The following is a 21,928-nucleotide window of genomic DNA, read 5'->3' as shown; positions in this document are numbered from 1 at the left end:
CCCCGATTCTCTCTCCCGCTTTTCCGCTCTACCGAGAAGGACCCGAGGACCCAAATGACCATCCGTGTGATGCTCGTCGACGACCAGGCGCTGCTGCGCACCGGCTTCCGTATGGTGCTGACCGCCCAGCAGGACATGGAGGTCGCGGCGGAGGCGAGCGACGGCGCGGAGGCACTGGCGGTGCTGCGCGAGACCCCGGTGGACGTGGTGCTGATGGACGTACGGATGCCCAACGTCGACGGTGTGGAGGCCACCCGCCGGATCTGCGAGGGCGGCGAGGGCGGCCCCGGCAGCCCCAAGGTGCTGATACTGACCACCTTCGACCTGGACGAGTACGCCTTCTCCGCGCTCAAGGCCGGGGCGAGCGGCTTCATGCTCAAGGATGTGCCGCCCGGAGACCTGCTGGCCGCCATTCGCGCCGTGCACAGCGGTGACGCGGTGGTGGCGCCGAGCACCACGCGGCGGCTGATCGACCGCTTCTCCTCCGTGCTGCCCGCCACCTCCTCGGAGCCCGTCGCCAAGGAGCTGCAGCGCCTCACCGAGCGCGAGCGCGAGGTCCTGGTGCTGATCGCGCAGGGCCTCTCCAACGGCGAGATCGCCGCCCAGCTGGTGCTCTCGGAGGCGACGGTGAAGACCCATGTGGGCCGCATCCTCGCCAAGCTGGAGCTGCGCGACCGGGTGCAGGCGGTGGTGCTGGCGTACGAGACGGGGCTGGTGCGGGCGGGCAGCTAGCCCTCACCGCAGGACTGTCTCCAGGAAGTCGCTGCCCAGCCGAGCCACCACCTGTACGTCCAGCTGGTACTGCACATACCGTCCGCGCCGCCGCGAGGTGATCAGCCCGGCCTTCTTCAGCACGGCCAGATGGCGGGAGATCTCCGGCGAGCTGACCCCGTTGAGATCGGCCAGCTCCGAGGTGGTGTAGGGACCGCGCGCCAGGCTCCGGCACATGCGCATCCGCATGGGGTGCGACAGCGCCTCCATCCGCAGGGTGAACTGTTCCACCGACAGCGGCCCGGAGAGCACCTCGCGCCCCGCCACCGGATAGTGCACCACAGGGCGCCACCCGTACCGGTGCAGCACCGACAGGTGCGGCCACTGGTGGACGGACGGGATGAACGTCACCCCCGCGCCGACCGCCGGGGACACCGCCGTGGTCCAGGCGCTGGTGAGCTTGTCGACCTCGACGACCGAAGCCTGCTCGTCGGTGCTGAGCGCGGGCGAGACCGCCTCCAGCGTCGCGGCCAGTCCCCTGCGGCGCAGCAGGTCCGTCTTCGCCCTGGCGTCGGCCGCCAGTTGGCCCCGCACCCGGTGCCAGGTCTCGGCGAAGAACGCCTGCTCGCAGTCCTCGAACAGGCGGCGGACCCAGGCCCGCACGGTGGGCGGGTCCTCCAGCAGCCGCTCGGTGAACCGCCGCTGCTGCGGCCCTCGCGCCGCGGCCAGTTCGAGTGTGCGCTTTCGCACCACCGGGTCGGACAGTGGCGAGAGCGTCGCCTGCTCCGCATAGCCGGTGGCGCAGGTGAACTCCAGCGCGGCGGTGACGAACTGTTCGTCGTCCAGCTTGTCCAGCAGATCCAGGTCCTCGGCCAGCGTCGCGGCGGGCTGTACGGAGGCGTCCCGCAGCCCGGCGAAGCCCATCAGGATATCGGAGAACGTGGTGCGCCAGAGGAAGTCCGCCTCGCACAGCCGGTCGGCCAGATCCGGCTTCAGCGCGGCGTTGGTGGCCGTCGCCCAGCCGTGTGCTCCGGGATGGTGCCCGGGTTCGGCGAGCACGTGCAGTGTGGCGCCCAGCTCCGCCAGGGGCGAGGGGGCGAACACGATGCGCTCCGGCGGCAGCCCCGCTATGTCGATGGTGACGCTCATGGCCCCATCCTCCCTCCTGACCTCGCCTTTTCTTCCCCGATTGACGAGCGGCGTCAATCGTCGGGGCGCCGATTGACGACCCTCGTCAACTCGCGTGCTCTGGCGGGAGACGCGCAGCAGTGTCGGGGCCATGAGCATCAGTGAGCAGTACGCATTGGACATCTGGCGGCTCCGCTCCCAGGAGCAGCCGCCGCCACCGGCACCTGGCGCCCACGAGGCGAAGCTGCTGCGGGCGTGGTGGGTGGCCCGTAGGGAGGCTCGGAAGGCACTCGGCACAACCACGGAGGTAACGGTGGACGGAACCACTGGCCGGACCACGGACCGGACCACCGGCCGGACCACGGACCGGACCACCGGCCGGACCGTCCGGAGTACCGCACCCCGGTCCCTCCGGCGCCGCGCACGGAGGGCTTAGCATGGCCTGGTCTCGTCCGGTACCGACGGCTGAGCGGACCGGAACGCATACGGAAGGTCACTTTCGTGAACGCACACCACCCCCACCTCCCGGGCGGCACGGGAGGGCCCGATCCGTCGGGTCCGGCCCGGGCCGAGGACCGCCCGGCGCGGCTGTCCGTCGGCGTCGTCGGCGCCGGACGGGTCGGCCCGGCGCTTGCGGCGGCGCTGCGGCTGGCCGGGCACCGCCCCGTCGCGGCCTCCGGTGTCTCGGACGCCTCGCGCCGCCGCGCCGCCGAGCTGCTCCCCGGGGTGCCGCTGGTGGACCCGGCCGAGGTGCTGGCCCGCTCCGAGCTGGTCCTGCTGACGGTGCCCGACGACGCGCTGCCGGACCTGGTGTCAGGGCTGGCGCGGACCGGCGCCGTCCGTCCGGGGCAACTGCTGGTGCACACCTCCGGCCGGTTCGGCGTCTCGGTGCTGGAGCCCGCGCTGCGCGCCGGAGCGCTGCCGCTGGCGCTGCACCCGGTGATGACGTTCACCGGCACCGCGGTGGACGTGCAGCGGCTGGCCGGCTGCGCGTTCGGGGTGACGGCGCCCGAGGAGCTGCGGCTGGCGGCCGAGGCCCTGGTCATCGAGATGGGCGGCGAGCCGGAGTGGGTCGCCGAACAGGCGCGCCCGCTGTACCACGCGGCCCTCGCCATCGGGGCCAACCACCTGGTCACCCTCGTCAACCAGTCGATGGATCTGCTGCGCGCCACCGGTGTGCAGGCCCCCGACCGGATGCTGGGCCCGCTGCTGGGCGCCGCCCTGGACAACGCGCTGCGCTCCGGCGACGCCGCGCTGACCGGCCCTGTGGCGCGCGGCGACGCGGGCACTGTCGCCGCGCACATCGCCGAGCTGCGCCGCAGCGCGCCGGAGACGGTGGGCGGCTACCTCGCGATGGCCCGCGCGACCGCCGACCGGGCGCTCGCACACGGACTGCTCAAGGCGGAGCCCGCCGAGGCCCTGCTGGACGTCCTGGCGGCTTCCGGCAGCGAGGGCGAGGGGTCCGGCAGTGAGGGGCCCGGCGGTGACGGCGACGGGGAGGCGGACGAATGAGACCGCACCTCGTCGATACGGCGGCCGAATTGCGCTCCCTCGCCCGCGGAGCGGAACGCGCCGTCGTCATGACCATGGGAGCCCTGCACGAGGGCCATGCCGCGCTGGTGCGTGCCGCGCGCGAGCGGGTGGGTCCCGAGGGCCAGGTCGTGGTCACCGTCTTCGTCAACCCGCTCCAGTTCGGCGCGGGAGAGGACCTGGACCGCTATCCGCGCACCCTGGAAGCGGATCTGGAGGTCGCGGGCAAGGAGGGCGCGGATGTGGTCTTCGCACCGTCCACGGCCGAGGTCTACCCGGGCGGCGAGCCGCAGGTGCGGATCTCCGCGGGGCCCATGGGCGCCGTGCTGGAGGGAGCTTTCCGCCCCGGCCACTTCGACGGGGTGCTCACCGTCGTCGCCAAGCTGCTCCACCTCACGGCGCCCGATGTGGCCTTTTTCGGGCAGAAGGACGCCCAGCAGCTCGCCCTCGTCCGCCGGATGGTGCGGGATCTGAACTTCCCCGTGGAGATCGTCGCCGTCCCCACCGTCCGGGAGGCGGACGGACTCGCCCTCTCCAGCCGCAACCGCTACCTCGGCGACGCCGAGCGCACCAGCTCCCTCGCCCTCTCCCGGGCCCTGCGCGCGGGCGAGGAGGCCGTGCCGCGGGGTCCCGGTGCGGTTCTGGGTGCCGCCCGGCAGGTGCTGGAGGCCGCCGCTGGGCAGGGTCTGGACGTGGACTATGTGGCACTGGTCGACCCGGAGGGTTTCACCGAGATCACCGACGACGTGTGGCGGGGTGACGCCGTCCTCGCCGTCGCGGCCCGCGTCGGCACCACCCGGCTGATCGACAACGTCCCCCTGCACTTCGGCCCACCGCACCCCGCACAGCACCTCGGAGAGTCACGATGACCGCCCACAGCCGGCCACCCGGAACCGTCGGACCCGGCATAGCCGGCAGCGCACTGCCCGCGCCGCCGCCGGGCTGGAACCTGGACGCCGACGTGGTCGTCGTCGGCTCGGGGGTCGCCGGGCTGACCGCCGCGCTGCGCTGCGCGGCCGGCGGCGCCCGTACCGTCGTGGTCACCAAGGCCCGGCTGAACGCCGGATCGACCCGCTGGGCCCAGGGCGGCATCGCGGCCGCGCTGGGCGAGGGGGACAGCCCCGAGCAGCACCTGGACGACACCCTGGAGGCGGGCGTCGGGCTGTGCGACGAGAACGCGGTGCGCACCCTGGTCACCGAGGGCCCCGCGGCCGTACGGCGGCTCATCGAGGCGGGTGCCGACTTCGACCGCTCCACCGAGACCGGGCAGATCGCGCTGACCCGCGAGGGCGGCCACCACCGCAACCGCATCGTCCACGCGGGCGGTGACGCGACGGGCGCCGAGGTCTCCCGCGCCCTGGTGGACGCCGTGCGCGCACAGAACATCCGCACCATCGAGAACGCCCTCGTCCTGGACCTGCTCAAGGACGCGGACGGCCACACCGCGGGTGTCACCCTGCACGTCATGGGCGAGGGGCAGCACGACGGTGTCGGCGCGGTCCGCGCACCCGCCGTCGTCCTGGCCACCGGCGGCATGGGCCAGGTCTTCGCCGCGACGACCAACCCGGCGGTCTCCACCGGGGACGGGGTCGCCCTCGCGCTCCGCGCCGGCGCGGAGGTCTCCGACCTGGAGTTCGTCCAGTTCCACCCGACGGTGCTCTATCTGGGCCCCGAGGCGGAGGGACAGCAGCCGCTCATCTCCGAGGCCGTACGCGGCGAGGGCGCGCACCTGGTGGACGCCGACGGGGTGCGCTTCATGCAGGGCGCCCATCCGCTGGCCGAGCTGGCGCCGCGCGACATCGTGGCCAAGGGCATCATGCGGCACGCCGCCGAGCAGGGCACCGACCACATGTACCTGGACGCCCGGCACTTCGGCGCCGCCATGTGGGAGACCCGCTTCCCCACCATCTTCGCCGCCTGCCGGGACCACGGCATCGACCCCGTCACCGAGCCCATTCCGGTGGCACCGGCCGCGCACTACGCCAGCGGCGGCATCCGCACCGACCTGAGCGGCCGCACCACGGTGCCCGGCCTCTACGCCTGCGGGGAGGCCGCCTGCACCGGCGTACACGGCGCCAACCGTCTGGCCTCCAACAGCCTGCTGGAGGGCCTCGTCTTCGCCGAGCGGATCGCCGAGTCGGTGCTGGCCGCAGGGCACCGGGCGCCCGGTGCCGCGGTCGTCGCCGAGGGCGGGCCCGTCGCGCCGCTGCTGCCCGCCGCCGCCCGCACCCGTGTCCAGCACGTGATGACGGCCGGCGCCGGAGTCCTCCGCAGCGCCCGGTCCCTCTCCTCGGCGGCCGAGGAGCTGGCGGCCCTCACCGCCACAGCGGAAGGGAAGAGCCCCGAGCCGGGCGTCGACACCTGGGAGACGGCCAATCTCCATCTGGTGGCGCGGGTGCTGGTGGCCGCGGCCCTCCGCCGCGAGGAGACCCGCGGCTGCCACTGGCGCGAGGACTTCCCGGACCGCGACGACGAGCAGTGGCGCCGCCACATCGTCGTCGCCCTCGACAGCGCGGAGCGTCCCGGCGCCCGTTTCACCCTTCGTACGACCCGGACGGCCGCCTTCCCCGCGGTCGCCGCCCCGCCCAAGGAGCAACAGTGACCGACGACCTCCCCCTCCTCCAGATCGGCCAGGGCCCCTCGGGACCGTCCGAGCCGGGCGGCTGCGGCGACGGCTGCGGCTGCTCGTCGGAGCCGGACGAGCTGGACCCGCTGGAGTGCGGCCTGGACCCCGACCTGGCGCAGCTGCTGGCCGACGCGGGTCTCGACCCGGTGCAGGTCGAGGACATCGCCCACCTGGCCGTCGAGGAGGACCTCGACCGGGGCGTGGACGTCACCAGCGTCGCCACCATCCCGGAGGACGCCGTGGCGACGGGGGACTTCACCGCGCGCGAGGCGGGCACCGTCGCGGGGCTGCGGGTGGCCGAGGCGGTGCTGTCGGTGGTGTGCACCGACGAGTTCGAGGTGGAACGGCACGCACTGGACGGCGACCGGGTGGAGGCAGGGCAGCGGCTGCTGACCGTCCGTACCCGTACCCGTGACCTGCTCACCGCCGAGCGCAGCGCGCTCAACCTGCTGTGCCACCTCTCCGGTATCGCGACCGCGACCCGGGCCTGGGCGGACGCGCTGGAGGGCACCAAGGCGCGGGTGCGCGACACCCGCAAGACGACGCCGGGGCTGCGCGCGCTGGAGAAGTTCGCGGTGCGCTGCGGCGGCGGCGTCAACCACCGGATGTCGCTCTCGGACGCGGCGCTGATCAAGGACAACCACGTGATCGCGGCGGGCGGTGTCGCGGAGGCGTTCGCGCGAGTGCGTGCCGAGTTCCCCGACATCCCCATCGAGGTGGAGGTCGACCGCCTCGACCAGATCCCGCCGGTGCTCGACCAGGGCGCCGATCTGCTGCTGCTGGACAACTTCACACCGGGTATGACGGCGGAGGCGGTCACCCTGGTGGCGGGCCGGGCGCGGCTGGAGTCCTCCGGGCGGCTCACCCTGGCCAACGCCGCCGAGTACGCGGCCACCGGTGTGGACTTCCTCGCCGTCGGCTCGCTCACCCACTCGGCACCGATCCTGGACATCGGCCTGGACCTGCGGGACGGCGCGGACGTGCGAGAGGGGCAGCGCTGATGTTGCTCACCATCGACGTCGGCAACACCCATACCGTGCTCGGCCTGTTCGACGGCGAGGAGATCGTCGAGCACTGGCGGATCGCGACCGAGGCACGCCGTACGGCGGACGAACTGGCCGTACTGCTGCACGGTTTGATGGGGATGCACCCGCTGCTCGGCGAGGAACTGGGCGACAACATCGAGGGCATCGCCATCTGTTCGACCGTTCCGTCCGTGCTGCACGAGCTGCGCGAGGTGACCCGGCGCTACTACGGCGACATTCCGGCGGTGCTGGTCGAGCCCGGGGTCAAGACGGGCGTGCCGATCCTGATGGACAACCCGAAAGAGGTCGGCGCCGACCGGATCATCAACGCGCTGGCCGCTGTCGAGCTGTACGGCGGCCCCTGCGTGGTGGTCGACTTCGGTACGGCCACGACGTTCGACGCGGTCTCGGCCCGCGGTGAGTACGTCGGCGGGGTCATCGCCCCCGGTATCGAGATCTCCGTGGACGCGCTGGGCATGCGCGGCGCACAGCTGCGCAAGATCGAGATCGCCCGGCCGCGCAGCGTCATCGGGAAGAACACCGTCGAGGCGATGCAGGCGGGCATCGTCTACGGCTTCGCGGGCCAGGTGGACGGTGTCGTCAACCGGATGGCTGCCGAACTGGCGGACGACCCCGAGGACGTCACCGTGATCGCGACCGGTGGACTCGCCCCCATGGTGCTGGGCGAGTCGACGGTGATCGACGAGCACGAGCCGTGGCTGACGCTGATCGGACTGCGCCTGGTGTACGAGCGCAACGTCGACCGGAACTAGGCGCAGCCCCCGGACGGGGGCACCGTTTTCCGGGGCGGCCTTCCGGGGCGTCCTTCCGGCACGCAGGGTCGCCACGCCGTAAATCGGGCGATAAGCACATTTAGCTCTTACATCCCCTATCGTCGCCTCATGCCCACGCCATACGGTTCCCGAGGCGGCGTGGCGTTCGGCCCGCACGAGCTGCGTGTGCTCGGCGGCGCTCTCGCCATCGCCCTCCAGTCCGACCCCGCGCCCGAGCAGGCCCGGGAGTACCTGCGGCTCGCCCAGGCCGTGGACGAGACGATCCGTGAGGGCGCCCGGCTGCGCTCCTTCGTAAGGGCTGAGCTCGCCCGCTACCGCGCGGCCCTGCCGGGCGCCGCAGCGGGCTACCTGGACCAGCTGGAGGCGGCCCTCGACGCCGGGTACCTTCCCGTCCCCGCCGACCTCTCCGCGCTCCGCGCCCTGGCCGCCCGGCCGGTGGGCGGGCGCGAGAGGGCCCGCCGCAAGGCCCTGCTCCGGCGCGTCGAGGCGGCTCGCATCCCCCGGGTCCGCCACCCCCACGACGACCGCCCGACCACCCGCGCCCCCGCCGTCCGCACCTCCGCCGCTCGCGTCCCGGGCGTCCGCACCTCCGCTGCTCGCGTCCCCGGCGGCCGCTCCTCCGCCGCTCGCGCCGCCCGCGACGCCGCCCCCGGCATCCCCGGTGTCCCTGGCGACTCCGGTGTCCCCGGCAGCCCTGGTGTTCCGAGCGACTCCGGCTTCCCCAGCGGCTCCGGCCTCCCCGGCCTCCCCGGCCTCCCCGGCATCCCCGACGTCCCCGGTGGCTCCGGCATCTCCGGTGCCCCCGGCGGCTCCGGCGCCCCCCGCGTCCGCGACTCCGGCGATCACGGCGGCCGCGACGATCACAGCAATCACGCCATCCGTATCCCCGCCGTCCGCGCTTCCGAGGAGGGTGAGCAGGGTGACGACGGGCCCGAGCCGTCACCGCAGCGGCAGGGGAAGCCCTCGCCCGGTCCGGCGAAGCCCGGTCCCGCCAAGCGCCCCGGTTCGCCGCAGCCCGCCGCGCCGTCCCGGCCGGTGCCCACGCCCGCCGAGGTCTTCCCGCCCCGCCGTCGGCAGTCACCCTCCACGCCCTCGCCCACGCCGCCGTCCGAGCCGTCCCCGGCGGAGCCGCCCGCTGAGACGGAGCCGGAGCAGTCCGGGCCCGGCGGGCGGCCGGGGCCCGCGGCGCGGGGTCTCGCCGTTCCGGCCTGACCCGGCGCTCGGCCCGCCCGGCCCGGCATATGCCGATGCGCATATGCCGGGCGGTCCGTTCAGGGGGGCCCGTCCGGGCCTGAGGCCTGGCGTTACCCTGGGGGTCGGTTCACCGAGGAGGCCCAGTCATGGACTACGTCGCCGCACTCACCCCGCCGCTCGTGATGGCGGTGGCATTCACGGCGCTCATCGTGACGATCGTCAGGACCCAGGGCGGTGCCAACAAGGCCAAGGAGGACGGCCTCGTGGACGCCGCCGTCTCGCGGGCCGAGGCGGCCCGGCAGAAGCGCCGGAACTGAACTTCGCAAGCCCCGGCCGCTACCGCCCATGCGACCCGGGGTGCTCCTGATCCGTCCCGCCCTGATCCACCCCGCCCGCCTTCCGGGTAATTCCCTCGATTCGGACATTTTCCACTATTATTCTTCTGTGCCGAGGCCATTGGGAGAGCTGGAAGACGCCGTGATGACCCGGGTATGGCGCTGGAACCGCCCGGTCACCGTGCGGGAAGTCCTTGAGGATCTCCAGAAGGAACGCACCGTCGCCTACACGACGGTGATGACCGTAATGGACAACCTGCGTCAGAAGGGCTGGCTGAGGCGGGACCAAGAAGGCCGCGCCTATCGATATGCGGCCGTCTCCACCCGGGCCGCATACTCCGCGGCTCTCATGCACGAGGCATGGTCGGCCAGCGACAACCCCGCCGCGGCTCTTGTCGACTTCTTCGGGATGATGTCGCCGGAACAGACCGAAGTGCTGCGGACCGCCTTGCGTGTCGCACATCTGAACGGAGTCCATCTCGATCCCCCCGCTGCGGGCGGCGAGGGCGAGGGCCGATAGCGTCCGTTCATGGCAGAACGCGCACCGCTATCCCAGGTCACCATCCGCAGGGCACGTACGGCCGATGTCCCGGCGGTGCGTCGGCTGATCGACGCCTACTCGCGCGACCGCATCCTCCTCGACAAAGCAACCGTGACCCTTTACGAGGACATCCAGGAGTTCTGGGTCGCGGAACGGGACGCGGACGCGGAAGTCGTCGGATGCGGCGCGCTGCACGTCATGTGGGAAGATCTCGCGGAGGTCAGGACCCTGGCCGTCGACCCCTCCCAGCGCGGAACGGGCGTCGGTCATCTGCTGCTGGAGAAGCTGCTGCGCACGGCCCGGTGGATCGGGGTGCGGCGTATTTTCTGTCTCACCTTCGAAGTGGACTTCTTCGCCAAGCACGGCTTCACGGAGATCGGCGAGACCCCGGTGGACGGCGATGTCTACAGCGAGCTGTTGCGTTCCCCCGACGAGGGCGTGGCCGAGTTCCTCGGTCTCGAACGGGTGAAGCCCAACACCTTGGGCAACAGCCGCATGCTGCTGTATCTGTGAAGCGACCGGCGGGACGCCGCCACTATGTCCGAAAGATCCCGCCAATCCCAGCGCAGCAGCGGGGCAAACTCAGCACAGGGTTTGTGTTTCTCCCAAAAAAGCGGTTTGCTTTCCACGTCGGTATCTGTAATCCGTTATCCAGGACGAATGGGAGTAGCAGGTGGCACAGAAGGTTCAGGTTCTTCTTGTCGACGACCTCGACGGTGGCGAGGCGGACGAGACGGTGACGTTCGCGCTGGACGGTAAGGCCTACGAGATCGACCTCACCACAGCTAATGCGGACAAGCTCCGTTCCGCTCTGGAGCCCTATCTGAAGAACGGCCGGCGTACCGGTGGCCGTTCCTCGCGCGGAAAGGGGAGCCGCTCCGGCTCCGGTTCCGGCAGCAGCCAGGACACCGCGAAGATCCGCGCGTGGGCCAAGGAGCAGGGTTACGAGGTCAATGACCGCGGTCGGGTTCCGGCCAGCATTCGCGAGGCGTACGAGAAGGCCAACGGCTGACGCATTCCGGCTCACAGGCCGACCCTGACCCCGATGGTCGTCCCGGTCCGGGAGGCCCCCGCGCGGCGGCCTCCCCAGGGGCCCCGGTCCACCGGGGCCAACCAGCGCCACCCTTGTCACACACTGTTGATCCCCGTCACCCGGCGTGCTCGCATTACGGCGCCTACGGGAGGGCCGCCCGCGTGTTCGCCCTCAGCGGATGTCGGGTGCGGCTTCCGGTCAATGCCGCATGGATTGTCACCGCGAGCGGGTAAGAAGGCTCTATCAGCCGAGAAGCCCCAGGTGGCAGGGGCGGAGCGGGGGTGCTCTGTGACAGGTGCCGCCGCAAGGCAAACGCGTCGGTGCGGGGGTGTTCGCCTTCGGCGTAGTGGATCCAGGTGAATACGCCTGGCCTGCGGGAACATCGTCTCGCACCATCGGGTTGGAACTGTTGTCGGCTGTCCGGGGCAGGAGGCGCATGATCGACTGGGCTGGCGTCGGCAGTTGGAATGAGCGGTCCCCCGTTGCGGGACTAAGCTGCGGAAGGACAGCGAGGGGAGCGTCCCCTCACTGCCTGACCGCTCTGAGGAGCGATTAACGATGTTCGAGAGGTTCACCGACCGCGCGCGGCGGGTTGTCGTCCTGGCTCAGGAAGAAGCCCGGATGCTCAACCACAACTACATCGGCACCGAGCACATCCTTCTGGGCCTGATCCACGAGGGTGAGGGTGTCGCCGCTAAGGCACTGGAGAGCCTCGGGATCTCGCTTGAGGCTGTCCGCCAGCAGGTGGAGGAGATCATCGGACAGGGCCAGCAGGCGCCGTCCGGCCACATCCCCTTCACTCCTCGTGCCAAGAAGGTGCTGGAGCTGTCGCTCCGCGAGGCCCTTCAGCTCGGCCACAACTACATCGGTACCGAGCACATCCTGCTGGGGCTGATCCGCGAGGGCGAGGGCGTGGCCGCCCAGGTCCTCGTCAAGCTCGGCGCTGACCTGAACCGGGTGCGCCAGCAGGTGATCCAGCTCCTGTCCGGTTACTCCGGTGGCAAGGAAGCCGCCACGGCCGGCGGACCCGCCGAGGGCACGCCGTCCACCTCGCTCGTGCTGGACCAGTTCGGCCGCAACCTCACGCAGGCTGCCCGCGAGTCCAAGCTCGACCCGGTCATCGGGCGCGAGAAGGAGATCGAGCGGGTCATGCAGGTCCTGTCCCGCCGTACGAAGAACAACCCCGTGCTCATCGGTGAGCCCGGCGTCGGCAAGACCGCCGTCGTCGAGGGGCTGGCGCAGGCCATCGTCAAGGGCGAGGTGCCCGAGACCCTCAAGGACAAGCACCTCTACACCCTCGACCTGGGCGCGCTGGTCGCCGGCTCCCGCTACCGCGGTGACTTCGAGGAGCGCCTGAAGAAGGTGCTCAAGGAGATCCGTACGCGCGGCGACATCATCCTGTTCATCGACGAGCTGCACACCCTGGTCGGCGCGGGCGCCGCCGAGGGCGCCATCGACGCGGCGAGCATCCTCAAGCCGATGCTGGCCCGCGGCGAGCTGCAGACCATCGGTGCCACGACGCTGGACGAGTACCGCAAGTACCTGGAGAAGGACGCGGCCCTGGAGCGCCGCTTCCAGCCCATCCAGGTCGCGGAGCCGTCCCTGCCGCACACGATCGAGATCCTCAAGGGTCTGCGCGACCGGTACGAGGCGCACCACCGCGTCTCCATCACCGACGCGGCCCTGGTCGGCGCGGCCACCCTGGCCGACCGCTACATCTCGGACCGCTACCTGCCCGACAAGGCCATCGACCTGATCGACGAGGCGGGCTCGCGGATGCGCATCCGCCGGATGACCGCTCCGCCGGACCTGCGCGAGTTCGACGAGAAGATCGCGAACGTGCGCCGGGACAAGGAGTCCGCGATCGACTCGCAGGACTTCGAGAAGGCCGCCTCCCTCCGTGACACAGAGAAGCAGCTGCTGGCCGAGAAGGCCAAGCGGGAGAAGGAGTGGAAGGCCGGCGACATGGACGTCGTCGCCGAGGTGGACGAGGAGCTGATCGCCGAGGTCCTGGCGACCGCCACCGGCATCCCGGTCTTCAAGCTCACCGAGGAGGAGTCCAGCAGGCTCCTGCGCATGGAGGACGAGCTGCACAAGCGCGTCATCGGCCAGGAGGACGCCATCAAGGCGCTCTCCCAGGCGATCCGGCGCACCCGTGCGGGTCTGAAGGACCCCAAGCGCCCCGGTGGCTCGTTCATCTTCGCCGGCCCGTCCGGCGTGGGTAAGACGGAGCTGTCCAAGACGCTGGCCGAGTTCCTGTTCGGGGACGAGGAAGCGCTGATCTCCCTCGACATGTCGGAGTTCGGCGAGAAGCACACCGTCTCGCGGCTCTTCGGCTCGCCGCCCGGCTACGTCGGCTACGAGGAGGGCGGCCAGCTCACCGAGAAGGTGCGCCGCAAGCCGTTCTCCGTGGTCCTCTTCGACGAGGTCGAGAAGGCACACCCGGACATCTTCAACTCGCTGCTGCAGATCCTGGAGGACGGTCGGCTGACCGACTCCCAGGGCCGGGTCGTGGACTTCAAGAACACGGTCATCATCATGACGACCAACCTCGGCACCCGGGACATCTCCAAGGGCTTCAACCTCGGCTTCACCGCCCAGGGCGATGTGAAGGCCGGGTACGAGCGGATGAAGGCGAAGGTCAACGACGAGCTCAAGCAGCACTTCCGGCCCGAGTTCCTCAACCGTGTCGACGACACGGTCGTCTTCCACCAGCTCACCCAGGACGACATCATCCGCATCGTGGACCTGATGATCACGCAGGTCGACGAGCGGCTGAAGGACCGCGACATGGGCATCGAGCTGAGCCAGGACGCCAAGGAGCTGCTGGCCAAGAAGGGCTACGACCCGGTGATGGGCGCCCGGCCACTGCGCCGGACGATCCAGCGCCAGATCGAGGACGTGCTGTCGGAGAAGATCCTCTTCGGCGATCTGCGCCCCGGTCACATCGTGGTCGTGGACACCGAGGGCGAGGGCGAGGCCAAGAGCTTCACCTTCCGCGGTGAGGAGAAGTCCGCCCTTCCGGACGCTCCCCCGGTGGAGTCCGCCGCAGGCGGCGGCCCCAACCTGAGCAAGGAAGCCTGAGCAAGGAAGCGTGACCGGCCTGACGGCCTGAGCGCTGCACCGCGTGAGAGGGACCGGCCCGTTCGGGTCGGTCCCTCTCACGCTTTCCTACGACAGGATCCGTATCCCGTCCGGCACTCCGCTCACCCTCGGCAGCCGGGGATTCACCCGCAGCGTCGTCAAATTGGGAAAAGCGGCCAGCCATCCCATCGGCACGCCGAGATCGTAGGCGAGCCACAGATGGGTGAGCTGTTCGTTGACCAGCCCCTCCAGCAGTTCGTCGGGGGTGAAGGGCCCGACGATCTGCACGCGTGCCCGGCCGCCCAGCTTCCGCAGCGCGGCCAGCTCGAACCGGTCGGAGACGGGAAAGTACAGCCCCTCCGGGTCGAGGTGGGCGATGATCTCCTCGGCGTACCGGTCGGTGTCGAAATTGCGCCATCCCCGCGCCAGCTCGGCGCGCAGCTCCAGCGAGGCCCGGTTCCGCAGCTGGGCGAGGTAGTGGATGGCCGCGTCGTCGTTGATCCGGGTGACGGTCACCGCCAGCCGGTGGGCCTCCTTGTCCGAGACGGCGCCGGCCTCGGGCAGCATCTCCAGCACGATGGGCCCCACCCAGCCCAGGCTGCGGGCACCCTCCAGACTGGTGGGCCGCACCATATGGCGGGTCTCGCGCCGGATACGGGCGAGGGTGTCCGGGTCCAGCTCGGTGACATGCTCCAGGCAGGCGGCCGCCAGCAGCCGCCGCCGGTTGCGCTGCAGACCCTTGCGGCCGGGCGCCAGCAGACCGCCCAGCAGGCGGGCGCATTCGGCGGGCCGTGCGTGGGCGACGGCCATCCGGATGACCTCTTCCCACTCGGTCTCGTGGGCGTGGTCGAGCAGCATGTCGAAGGCGCCCTGCTCGACGGCTTCCTTGGCGGCGAGGTAGTCCTGCACGGTGCGGTGGACGAACTCCACGGACCGGTCCGACTGTTCCCGCAGCAGCCCGGTACGCAGCAGCAGATGGTTGAAGATGTCCTCAGGGCCGCCCTGTCCCGCGGTGGACGGGATGGCGGGCAGGTTGCGGGATATCTCCTCCAGCGCCTCCTCCATCGTCAGCTCGGTCCGCCGGTCGACCAGGATCCGGTAGGCGAGCTTCCGCAGCAGCCGCTCCCTCGCACCGCGCCGCAGCTTGACCGCGTCCGCGTACAGCACACGGCGCTCCGGGTCCCGGCGCTGGAGGAGCATCTCCATGGCGGCCTCGTACAGCTCCTTGCGGCCCTGCGGCAGTGAGCCCGACCGGTCGCGGTTGAGCGCGCAGATCAGCCCGCACATCAGCGGATTGGTCGCCAGGCCGCGCAGCTCGCGGTAGAGGGGGATGGAGGACAGCAGCTGGTCGCGGTAGTCGGCCAGCCGCTGGTGGTCCTTGCCCTCGTCGTCGGCGGCGGCCGCGTGCCAGGCGGTGATGAAGGCGGCCACCTGGTCGCGGCTCATGGGGGCCAGTGAGAGTTCGTCGAAGCCCTCGTCGGCCAGCCAGTTCGGCTCGACGGCCGAGGGGCGCGCGGTGACCAGGCAGAAGTTGCCCGAGTAGATCCGCATCAGCCGGCGCAACTGGTCGCGCAGCGCCGCCCGCTCGGACTCGGGCACCTCGTCGATGCCGTCCACCAGCAGCAGCCCGCGCTCCTCGGTGAGCACCCGAGCCACCCAGCCGTCGGGCGCCTCGTCGGCCAGCGGGTGGCGTACGGCCCGCAGGAAGTCGTCCGGCGGGGGAAAGCCCTCCCGCGCGAAGCGGCGTACGGGCAGGACGAGGGGGATGCGGCCGCGCAGCGACTCCAGCTCGGGCGGCAGCACATCGCGCGCCGTGGAGACGGCGAGCCACTGCACCAGCGTCGTCTTGCCGGACCCCGCGACACCGCGCAGCAGCACCCGTTCGTGGCCGCCCAGCGCCCGGTCGGCTGCCAGTACGGGCTCGCCGCTGTCGTCGCCGTCGCCCTCGCGCCGGTCCGGGTTGTCGAACTCGGCGCTGAGGCTGAGGTAGGTGGCGTCCAGCGACCAGTTGTCGGGGGTGTTGGGGTTCGGCAGATCGATGCCGTAGATGGTCACGCGGTTGTACTGCTCGGCAATGGAACGGGCGTACCTGGCCTCGAACTCGGCGTCCACGGCGGACGGCTCAGGACGACCCCGGACCGCCTCCACATCGTTGAGGTCGATCAATTGCCGTATCCGGTGGGCGCGTTCCGGCATGTGGTCGGCGAGGACCGGGGAGCGGCGGATCAGGTGGTGCAGCAGATGCAGACAGACGGTGACCAGCAGCCGGTCGTGGAACCAGGCGGCGTCCGCGCTCAGCTCCCGGTCCGCGCCGGGAACGGCGGAGCGCAGCTTGCGCGCGAAGTCCTGCGGCCCCAGCCGGACGGCCTGTACGTCCGTGGTGTCCAGCTCACCGATGATCCACAGCGTCCGGGAGAGCACGCCGGCCACGGGCTGCTCGTCCTCGGACGGCAGCCGGTAGGCGGGCGCGGTCAGCCCCACCAGCTCCTGGGCCAGCGACAGCAGTGACTCGTACGACAGCGGCGGGTTCTCCCCGCGGAAGGTGACGAGCCGCGCCAGCAGTTCCTCCGCGTCGGCCCGCGCCCTGTCGGGCGTGGCCTCGACGGGCAGCAACAGCTGGCAGACGAGCGGATCGGCGACGGACGAGGCGAGCCGGACGGCGGGGTCCATACGTGGGGACTCCCTGGCGGGGGCGACGGTGGGCTGTTGACTGGTCGATGACCAGCGTAGGCCGTACGTATGGCTTTGGTCACCCTGCGTTCGCGTCAGCCTCGGCGGGGTGGAGAGAGGACGGACACGTTCAGGTGAGAGGGGTGTCGGGTGGTGTCGATGGGTCTCTCGGGACGAGCGATCAGTACGGTACGAAGGTTCGGAAGGTCAGCCAGCGCCGCCAGGTCGAACGAGGCCGGAGGCTGTGTGAGGAAGAGTGTTTCGAGCGTGGGGAAGGCCGCCCTCAGCAGTCGGGCGTCGAAGCCGGTCTGATTCATCACTACGTGCAGTTCCTGCAGCGCCGGGAAGCGCGCCCGGGCCGACTCCAGGTCGGCCAGATGAGCGGGCTCGCAGGTGAGCAGTGCGAGCCTGGGCAGCAGGCTCAGCTCCTCCCAGTCCCGCGCGGTGAACCGGGTCCGCACATGGAAGAGGTTGAGCGTCTCCAGCGCGCGCAAAGCGGCGATTCCCGTGATGCTCCCTACGTACTCGGGGAGCGCGAGGTACGTCAGTTCGGAGAGGTGTTCCAGCCACGCCGGCCCCGGCCAGGGCGTGCCCTGCCGCAGAGCGAGATGCCGCAGTGAGGCAAGCGCCTCGCTGCCTCTGAGATCCGAGAGAAGTCGCACGTCCCACAGGCGCAGCGAGGTGACGGGTAGCGCACCCAGGGGCGACAGGTCCCGCACGGTACACTCCCGAAGCTCCAGCTCGTCCAGGCTGGGGAACGCCTGGACGAAGTCCAGCCGTTCCACGGCGGGGTTGCGCGAGAACGCCAGCTCCTCCAGTTCGGTGGGCGTGGGCTGGGAATCAAGAATCTCGCGCTCATCGAACGCGCCCCTGATGCGTACGGCCGAGCGCTGCCCCAGCCTGCGCAGCCACGCCAGATGCTCCGCTGTACTCGCGGTGACGCGCACCCCGCGCCGGTCCGGCAGGTGCGCGAGGATCTCCTTCGCGTACGCGTCCGTGTCGAACCGGTCCCAGTGGCCTGCCAGTTGCTGGAGCACAGCCGATGACGGATGGTCCACGAACCGCTTCAGCAGGACGAGGGCCGCATCCGTGCCCATTTGCGCCGCAGTATGGGCAACGGCCACTGCCCCATCGTCGTCCAACTCCTCCAGCCCCGAGAACAGATCCAGCACCACGCCACCCAGCGGCACCAGCGCCTTCGCCTCATCGACGCTCCGGGGCGGAATGAGAGCGCCCGCCCGCGCCTCCACCTCCTCCCGCACCGCCGGGTCCAGCTTCGTCGCGTGCTCCAGGCAGGCCATGGCCAGCAGATGCAGCCGAGCCCGGCACTCGGGCTCGGCGTCCCCTCGCTGCACCAGCCCGCGCAGCAGCCGCGCCCGCTCATCGGGCCGGGCGTGGGCGACGGCCATCCGTACGACGTCCTCCCACTGGTCAAGGTGCGCGCTGTGCACCAGTACGCCGAAATCGCGCTCTTCCACCGCCGCCTTGGCGCCCAGATAGTCCTGGAAGGTGCGGTGCACGAAATCGACGGCCCCGTGCCCCGGCTCGCGCAGCAGCCCGGACCGCACCAGCAGGAAGCGGAAGATCTCCGTCGCGGAGCCCTGCTCCGCGACGTACGGCATGGCGGGCAGCATCCGTTCCACCAGGTCCACGGCGTCGGACTGCGCCATCTCGGAGCGGCCGTTGCGGATCAGCCAGTAGGCGAGTTTCTGCAACAGTTCGACCTGCGAGTCCTCGTCCAGTTCGACGCTCGCCGGATGCGCCGCGTACACGGCCCGCTCCCGGTCGCGTCGCTCCAGCAGCATCGACAGGGCCGCGTCGTACAGCGCCTTGCGGCCGCGCGGCAGGAAGCCGTGCCGTTCCCTGTGCAGGGCGCACAGCAGCCCGCACATCAGCGGATTGGTGGCCAGCAGGGACAGGTCGGGGCGGGCCCGTACGGCGGTACGCAGCGCGTCGGCCAGCTCCTCGTCCGCCTCCGCCGCCGCGTGCCAGCGGTCGATGAACAGGTCGACGTCGGCGGGGCGCATGGGGGAGAGGGACAGCTCGGTGAAGTCGTCGCCGACCAGCCAGTTCTCGCGTACGGCGGAGGGGCGGCAGGTCGCCAGGAGGAGGTTGTCCGGGTAGGCCAGCGTCAGATCGTGCAGCCAGGCGCGGACACGCGTGCGCTCCTCCTCGGGCACCTCGTCGATACCGTCGACAAGAAGCACCCCGCGTCCGGCCGCCAGCACCCGGTCCGCCCAGCCGCCGGGCTGCGCACCGGCCAGCGGACAGCCGACGGCGGCCAGGAAGTCGGCGGGGGGCGGCAGCGCCGCGCCGCCCCGGGTGAGGGTGCGCAGCGGCAGGACGAATGGCACCCGGCCGATCAGATGGGCGAGCTGTCCGGTCAGCTCGGACTGCCGCGCGGTGGTGACGGCGAGCCACTGGACGAGCGTGGTCTTCCCGGAGCCCGCGATGCCGCGCAGCAGTACTCGCCGATGGCCGGAGAGCGCCTGCTCGACGGGCTGGGGGTCCGCCGTGCCGTCGCCGCCCGTGCCTTTCCAGTCCGCTTCCTGGTGCGGCCCGCCATGGCCGGCTGTGGACGTGGCGTGAAGGCTCAGATACGCGGTGTCCAGCGGCCACTCGCTGGCCTGCTGTACGTCGATGCCGTAGATGGTGAGGGTGCGGTGCTTGTTGGCGATGTAGCGCGCGTACTGCTGCTCGAATCCGGCGTCCTGCGCGGACTGGGAGGGGACGCGCTCGATCAGTACGTCGACGAGGGTGACCAGGTCGCCGAGCTTGCGGCTCTGCTCGACCAGGGTGCGGGCGACGAAGGTGGAGCGCCGGGTGAGGAAGTGCAGGATGTGCAGGCAGGCGGTCTCCAGCAGCCGGTGGTAGAGCGCGTCCTCGGCGGGCGAGGCGCCCGGCTGCGCGTCGTGCATGGTGGCCTGCGCGTGCAGGGCGCGGGCGAAGTCGGTGTGGCCCAGGCTGACGGCCTCCACGTCGCTGAGGCCGATGTCCCCCAGCGCGTGCAGGGTGTCGGCCAGCCGGGCGGCCACCTGCTCCGCCTCCTCGGGGGGCAGCGCCTCCTGCGGGCCGAGGTCCCGCACGGCGCGGCGGACCAGTTCCCCGGCGAGTTTCTCCAGCTCGGGCCGGCCCAGCTCGCGCTTCTCGCCGCTGAAGCAGACGAGCGCACTGAGGCGTACCGGCCGGTCCACCAGCCCGGCGCCCGCGCCCTCCGCCACGAACAGGCGTTTGACCAGTGGCGCCAGCACGCTGGAGGCGATGCGCAGTCCGGCGACGCCCGCGTCCATCCGTAACCCCCGTTCGGCATCGACTCCCCGCAGTACGGGGTCGCGTACGGCGAGCAAGCGTAGAGGTGCCCGCGCGCCGCGTCGATGAGGGCCCCCTCCCGCTCCCCGGGACCTTGGGGGTGAGCGGGGTCATATGGCCCGGACCACTTCCGAGGCGCGCGGGCCGTGAGGTGCGGCACAGGGATTTCGGGGGGTACGAAGCGCGATCGGAGACCCGGGGGCGCAGCGGGCTCGGACTGCTGTGGGCGGGGCTTGAGCCGGGAGCGCCGAGTGACCTGGGTCTCTCGTGCCACTACGTGGCTCTTTAGTAATAACGGTCCTTGATGTCCGATTTCTGGGCGGCTACCAAGGGGGTCGCGTCCACATCGAGGCGCACTCCACGAACCCCCTCCCGGAGGTAGCACCCCTATGACGATGTCTAGGACCACCAAGCGCGCCAAGACCTACACCACGGCGCTGGCCGCCGGTCTCGGCGCGTCGATGGCCCTGGGGGCCGGCACCGCGATCGCCGCCGCGAAGGCCGAGGCCCAGCACGACATCTTCCGGACCAGCACGGCAACCAGCCTCGCCAAGTCCACGAAGGCCCAGGCAGAGGCGGACCGCGAGGCCGCCGAGGCCGCCAAGAAGGCGAAGCAGCGCGCGGCTGAGGCGAAGAAGCGCGCCGCCGAGGCGAAGAAGCGCGCGGCCCAGAAGGCGGCACGCGACGCCAAGCGACTGCAGGCCTCCTGGATCAAGCCGGTCACGGGCAAGTACGAGCTGAGCGCCTCCTACGGCAAGGCGGGCGGCCGCTGGGCCCACAACCACTCCGGGCAGGACTTCGCGGTCAAGGTCGGCACCCCGGTGGTGTCCGTGCACAAGGGCACGGTCGTCAAGGCCGGCCCGAACGGCGCGGGCGACGGACCGGCCTACGGCAACGCGATCGTGATCCGGCACGACAACGGTGCGTACTCGCAGTACGCGCACCTGTCGGAGGTCGACGTCAAGCCCGGCCAGCAGGTCAAGACCGGCCAGACCATAGCCAAGTCCGGCAACACCGGTAACTCCTCGGGTCCGCACCTGCACTTCGAGATCCGCAAGGGTCCGAACTACGGCACGGCCGTCGACCCGCAGGCCGCCATGCGCGCCGTCGGCGTCACCTTCTGAGCCGAGCCCACAAGAGGGCCGCGGCCCCCTGAGGCCGCTCGGCCCGCCCCACAGATCGCTCCGGTTCAGGGGACGTACCGGAGTCGGCAGCAGCGCCCGTCACTCACGTGGCGGGCGCTGCCCGTTTCTCAGGGACGTGCGCCCGACGGGGACCCCGCGCCGTGGTGGGCGGCCGTGACCAGGTCCTGGGCGACCTCCAGGGCCGCCTTGCGCTTCTCCTCCTGGTCGGCGTTCGTGCCCTGCAGGGTGAAGAAGGTCGAGTGCATGGTGAACAGTGCGGAGGCGCAGCGGACCTGGTCGGAGAGCGCGGCGTCCTGGTCCTTGATCAGCTCCAGCAGCGTGAGGATGCGCTGCTTCATCAGCTCGCCGATGGACAGCTCGCGCAGCGCGGCCTGGTTCTCGTGCATGAAGCGGACCAGAGGGAAAGCGTTGCTGATGCACTCGCTGTAGCGGTTGAGGATCTCCAGCTTCGTCTCCAGCGAGGTCGGCTGGTGTGCCTCGGCCCAGGCGATCACGTCGTCGGCCGGGCCCAGCACCAGATCCTCGAAGAGGCTGGTGACCAGGTCTTCCTTCGTCTTGAAGTGGTAGTAGAGCGCCGCTTTGGTGACGCCGAGATGCTCGGCGATCTCCCTGAGCGAGGTCTTCTCGTAACCGCGCTCAGCGAACAGCTCCAGTGCCACGTCCTGGATGCGCTGACGGGTGTTTCCCCTGCTCATGCCGACCCCTTCAAAACTTACTTGACGCCCGGCTAGGAGCGCCCTACTTTATCCATCGTACTGAACTAGCCGTGCGGCAAGTAAGTGGCAAGCAAAAGGGGAGTGGCC

General features: G+C 71.0%; 17 protein-coding genes. 13 read left to right on the top strand and 4 right to left on the bottom strand.

All coding sequences use genetic code 11. The features are described 5' to 3' along the window. Positions 1–54: 54 nt before the first annotated feature. Entirely contained in the window at positions 55–732 is a 678-nt protein-coding gene (locus tag HC362_RS13805) for a response regulator transcription factor (RefSeq protein WP_209268335.1), read from the top strand. Between the two features lie 3 nt (positions 733–735). On the opposite strand, the gene HC362_RS13800 is transcribed toward HC362_RS13805, so the two are convergent. After that, positions 736–1,860, bottom strand: a complete 1,125-nt coding sequence (locus tag HC362_RS13800; protein WP_243084211.1) for a DUF5937 family protein — start codon at positions 1,858–1,860, stop codon at positions 736–738. A 480-nt stretch (positions 1,861–2,340) separates the two neighbouring features. On the opposite strand from HC362_RS13800, the gene HC362_RS13795 reads away from it, so the two are divergent. The 11 genes from HC362_RS13795 (at position 2,341) to HC362_RS13745 (ending at position 14,001) form a co-directional block, all read left to right on the top strand. Next, entirely contained in the window at positions 2,341–3,351 is a 1,011-nt protein-coding gene (locus HC362_RS13795) for a DUF2520 domain-containing protein (protein WP_279240098.1), read from the top strand. Next, positions 3,348–4,238, top strand: coding sequence for a pantoate--beta-alanine ligase (gene panC / locus HC362_RS13790; RefSeq protein ID WP_243084210.1), 891 nt, complete (start codon positions 3,348–3,350; stop codon positions 4,236–4,238). Before HC362_RS13795 ends, panC begins: the two co-directional genes overlap by 4 nt. Beyond that, on the top strand, positions 4,235–5,971 hold the full coding sequence (locus HC362_RS13785) for an L-aspartate oxidase (RefSeq protein WP_243084209.1): 1,737 nt from the start codon (positions 4,235–4,237) through the stop codon (positions 5,969–5,971). The genes panC and HC362_RS13785 overlap by 4 nt, the downstream gene beginning before the upstream one ends. Next, positions 5,968–6,996 (top strand): carboxylating nicotinate-nucleotide diphosphorylase, encoded by a 1,029-nt coding sequence (gene nadC, locus HC362_RS13780; RefSeq protein WP_243084208.1) that lies wholly within the window; start codon positions 5,968–5,970, stop codon positions 6,994–6,996. The genes HC362_RS13785 and nadC overlap by 4 nt, the downstream gene beginning before the upstream one ends. After that, a complete protein-coding gene (locus HC362_RS13775; protein WP_209268329.1) occupies positions 6,996–7,793 on the top strand; it encodes a type III pantothenate kinase in 798 nt (265 codons plus the stop codon). The genes nadC and HC362_RS13775 overlap by 1 nt, the downstream gene beginning before the upstream one ends. A gap of 129 nt (positions 7,794–7,922) precedes the next feature. Beyond that, entirely contained in the window at positions 7,923–9,026 is a 1,104-nt protein-coding gene (locus tag HC362_RS35045; RefSeq protein ID WP_347568435.1) for a hypothetical protein, read from the top strand. A gap of 128 nt (positions 9,027–9,154) precedes the next feature. Next, on the top strand, positions 9,155–9,325 hold the full coding sequence (locus HC362_RS13765; protein WP_243084207.1) for a hypothetical protein: 171 nt from the start codon (positions 9,155–9,157) through the stop codon (positions 9,323–9,325). Positions 9,326–9,452: 127 nt separating this feature from the next. Continuing rightward, positions 9,453–9,863, top strand: coding sequence for a BlaI/MecI/CopY family transcriptional regulator (locus HC362_RS13760; protein WP_243088563.1), 411 nt, complete (start codon positions 9,453–9,455; stop codon positions 9,861–9,863). A 9-nt stretch (positions 9,864–9,872) separates the two neighbouring features. Continuing rightward, on the top strand, positions 9,873–10,397 hold the full coding sequence (locus HC362_RS13755; protein ID WP_209268325.1) for an amino-acid N-acetyltransferase: 525 nt from the start codon (positions 9,873–9,875) through the stop codon (positions 10,395–10,397). 160 nt (positions 10,398–10,557) lie between these two features. After that, positions 10,558–10,896 carry an Lsr2 family protein gene (locus tag HC362_RS13750; RefSeq protein ID WP_243084206.1) on the top strand — a complete coding sequence of 113 codons (339 nt, stop codon included), beginning with the start codon at positions 10,558–10,560 and terminating at the stop codon, positions 10,894–10,896. A 579-nt stretch (positions 10,897–11,475) separates the two neighbouring features. Then, positions 11,476–14,001, top strand: a complete 2,526-nt coding sequence (locus HC362_RS13745) for an ATP-dependent Clp protease ATP-binding subunit (RefSeq protein ID WP_243084205.1) — start codon at positions 11,476–11,478, stop codon at positions 13,999–14,001. An 87-nt stretch (positions 14,002–14,088) separates the two neighbouring features. Here HC362_RS13745 and HC362_RS13740 read toward each other — a convergent pair whose 3' ends face one another. Together HC362_RS13740 and HC362_RS13735 are read right to left on the bottom strand one after the other, a co-directional pair. Continuing rightward, entirely contained in the window at positions 14,089–16,671 is a 2,583-nt protein-coding gene (locus HC362_RS13740) for an NACHT domain-containing protein (protein ID WP_243084204.1), read from the bottom strand. Between the two features lie 95 nt (positions 16,672–16,766). Next, a complete protein-coding gene (locus HC362_RS13735) occupies positions 16,767–19,961 on the bottom strand; it encodes an NACHT domain-containing protein (protein WP_243084203.1) in 3,195 nt (1,064 codons plus the stop codon). Between the two features lie 408 nt (positions 19,962–20,369). Here HC362_RS13735 and HC362_RS13730 point away from each other — a divergent pair, with 408 nt between their 5' ends. Beyond that, on the top strand, positions 20,370–21,104 hold the full coding sequence (locus HC362_RS13730; protein WP_243084202.1) for a M23 family metallopeptidase: 735 nt from the start codon (positions 20,370–20,372) through the stop codon (positions 21,102–21,104). A 128-nt stretch (positions 21,105–21,232) separates the two neighbouring features. Here HC362_RS13730 and HC362_RS13725 read toward each other — a convergent pair whose 3' ends face one another. Continuing rightward, positions 21,233–21,820: a TetR/AcrR family transcriptional regulator gene (locus HC362_RS13725; RefSeq protein ID WP_243084201.1), complete on the bottom strand. Its 588-nt coding sequence runs from the start codon at positions 21,818–21,820 to the stop codon at positions 21,233–21,235. Positions 21,821–21,928 lie beyond the last annotated feature (108 nt).

Source organism: Streptomyces sp. 891-h, from assembly GCF_022760275.1.
GTDB lineage: Bacteria > Actinomycetota > Actinomycetes > Streptomycetales > Streptomycetaceae > Streptomyces > Streptomyces spirodelae.
This window is presented reverse-complemented; position numbering and strand designations above follow the sequence as displayed.

Coding starts and splice junctions, on each gene's coding strand:
- HC362_RS13805 (WP_209268335.1), top strand. CDS start 55: ATGACCATCCGTGTGATGCTCGTCGACGACCAGGCGCTGCTGCGCACC.
- HC362_RS13800 (WP_243084211.1), bottom strand. CDS start 1,860: ATGAGCGTCACCATCGACATAGCGGGGCTGCCGCCGGAGCGCATCGTG.
- panC (WP_243084210.1), top strand. CDS start 3,348: ATGAGACCGCACCTCGTCGATACGGCGGCCGAATTGCGCTCCCTCGCC.
- HC362_RS13785 (WP_243084209.1), top strand. CDS start 4,235: ATGACCGCCCACAGCCGGCCACCCGGAACCGTCGGACCCGGCATAGCC.
- HC362_RS13775 (WP_209268329.1), top strand. CDS start 6,996: ATGTTGCTCACCATCGACGTCGGCAACACCCATACCGTGCTCGGCCTG.
- HC362_RS35045 (WP_347568435.1), top strand. CDS start 7,923: ATGCCCACGCCATACGGTTCCCGAGGCGGCGTGGCGTTCGGCCCGCAC.
- HC362_RS13765 (WP_243084207.1), top strand. CDS start 9,155: ATGGACTACGTCGCCGCACTCACCCCGCCGCTCGTGATGGCGGTGGCA.
- HC362_RS13755 (WP_209268325.1), top strand. CDS start 9,873: ATGGCAGAACGCGCACCGCTATCCCAGGTCACCATCCGCAGGGCACGT.
- HC362_RS13745 (WP_243084205.1), top strand. CDS start 11,476: ATGTTCGAGAGGTTCACCGACCGCGCGCGGCGGGTTGTCGTCCTGGCT.
- HC362_RS13740 (WP_243084204.1), bottom strand. CDS start 16,671: ATGGACCCCGCCGTCCGGCTCGCCTCGTCCGTCGCCGATCCGCTCGTC.
- HC362_RS13735 (WP_243084203.1), bottom strand. CDS start 19,961: ATGGACGCGGGCGTCGCCGGACTGCGCATCGCCTCCAGCGTGCTGGCG.
- HC362_RS13730 (WP_243084202.1), top strand. CDS start 20,370: ATGACGATGTCTAGGACCACCAAGCGCGCCAAGACCTACACCACGGCG.
- HC362_RS13725 (WP_243084201.1), bottom strand. CDS start 21,820: ATGAGCAGGGGAAACACCCGTCAGCGCATCCAGGACGTGGCACTGGAG.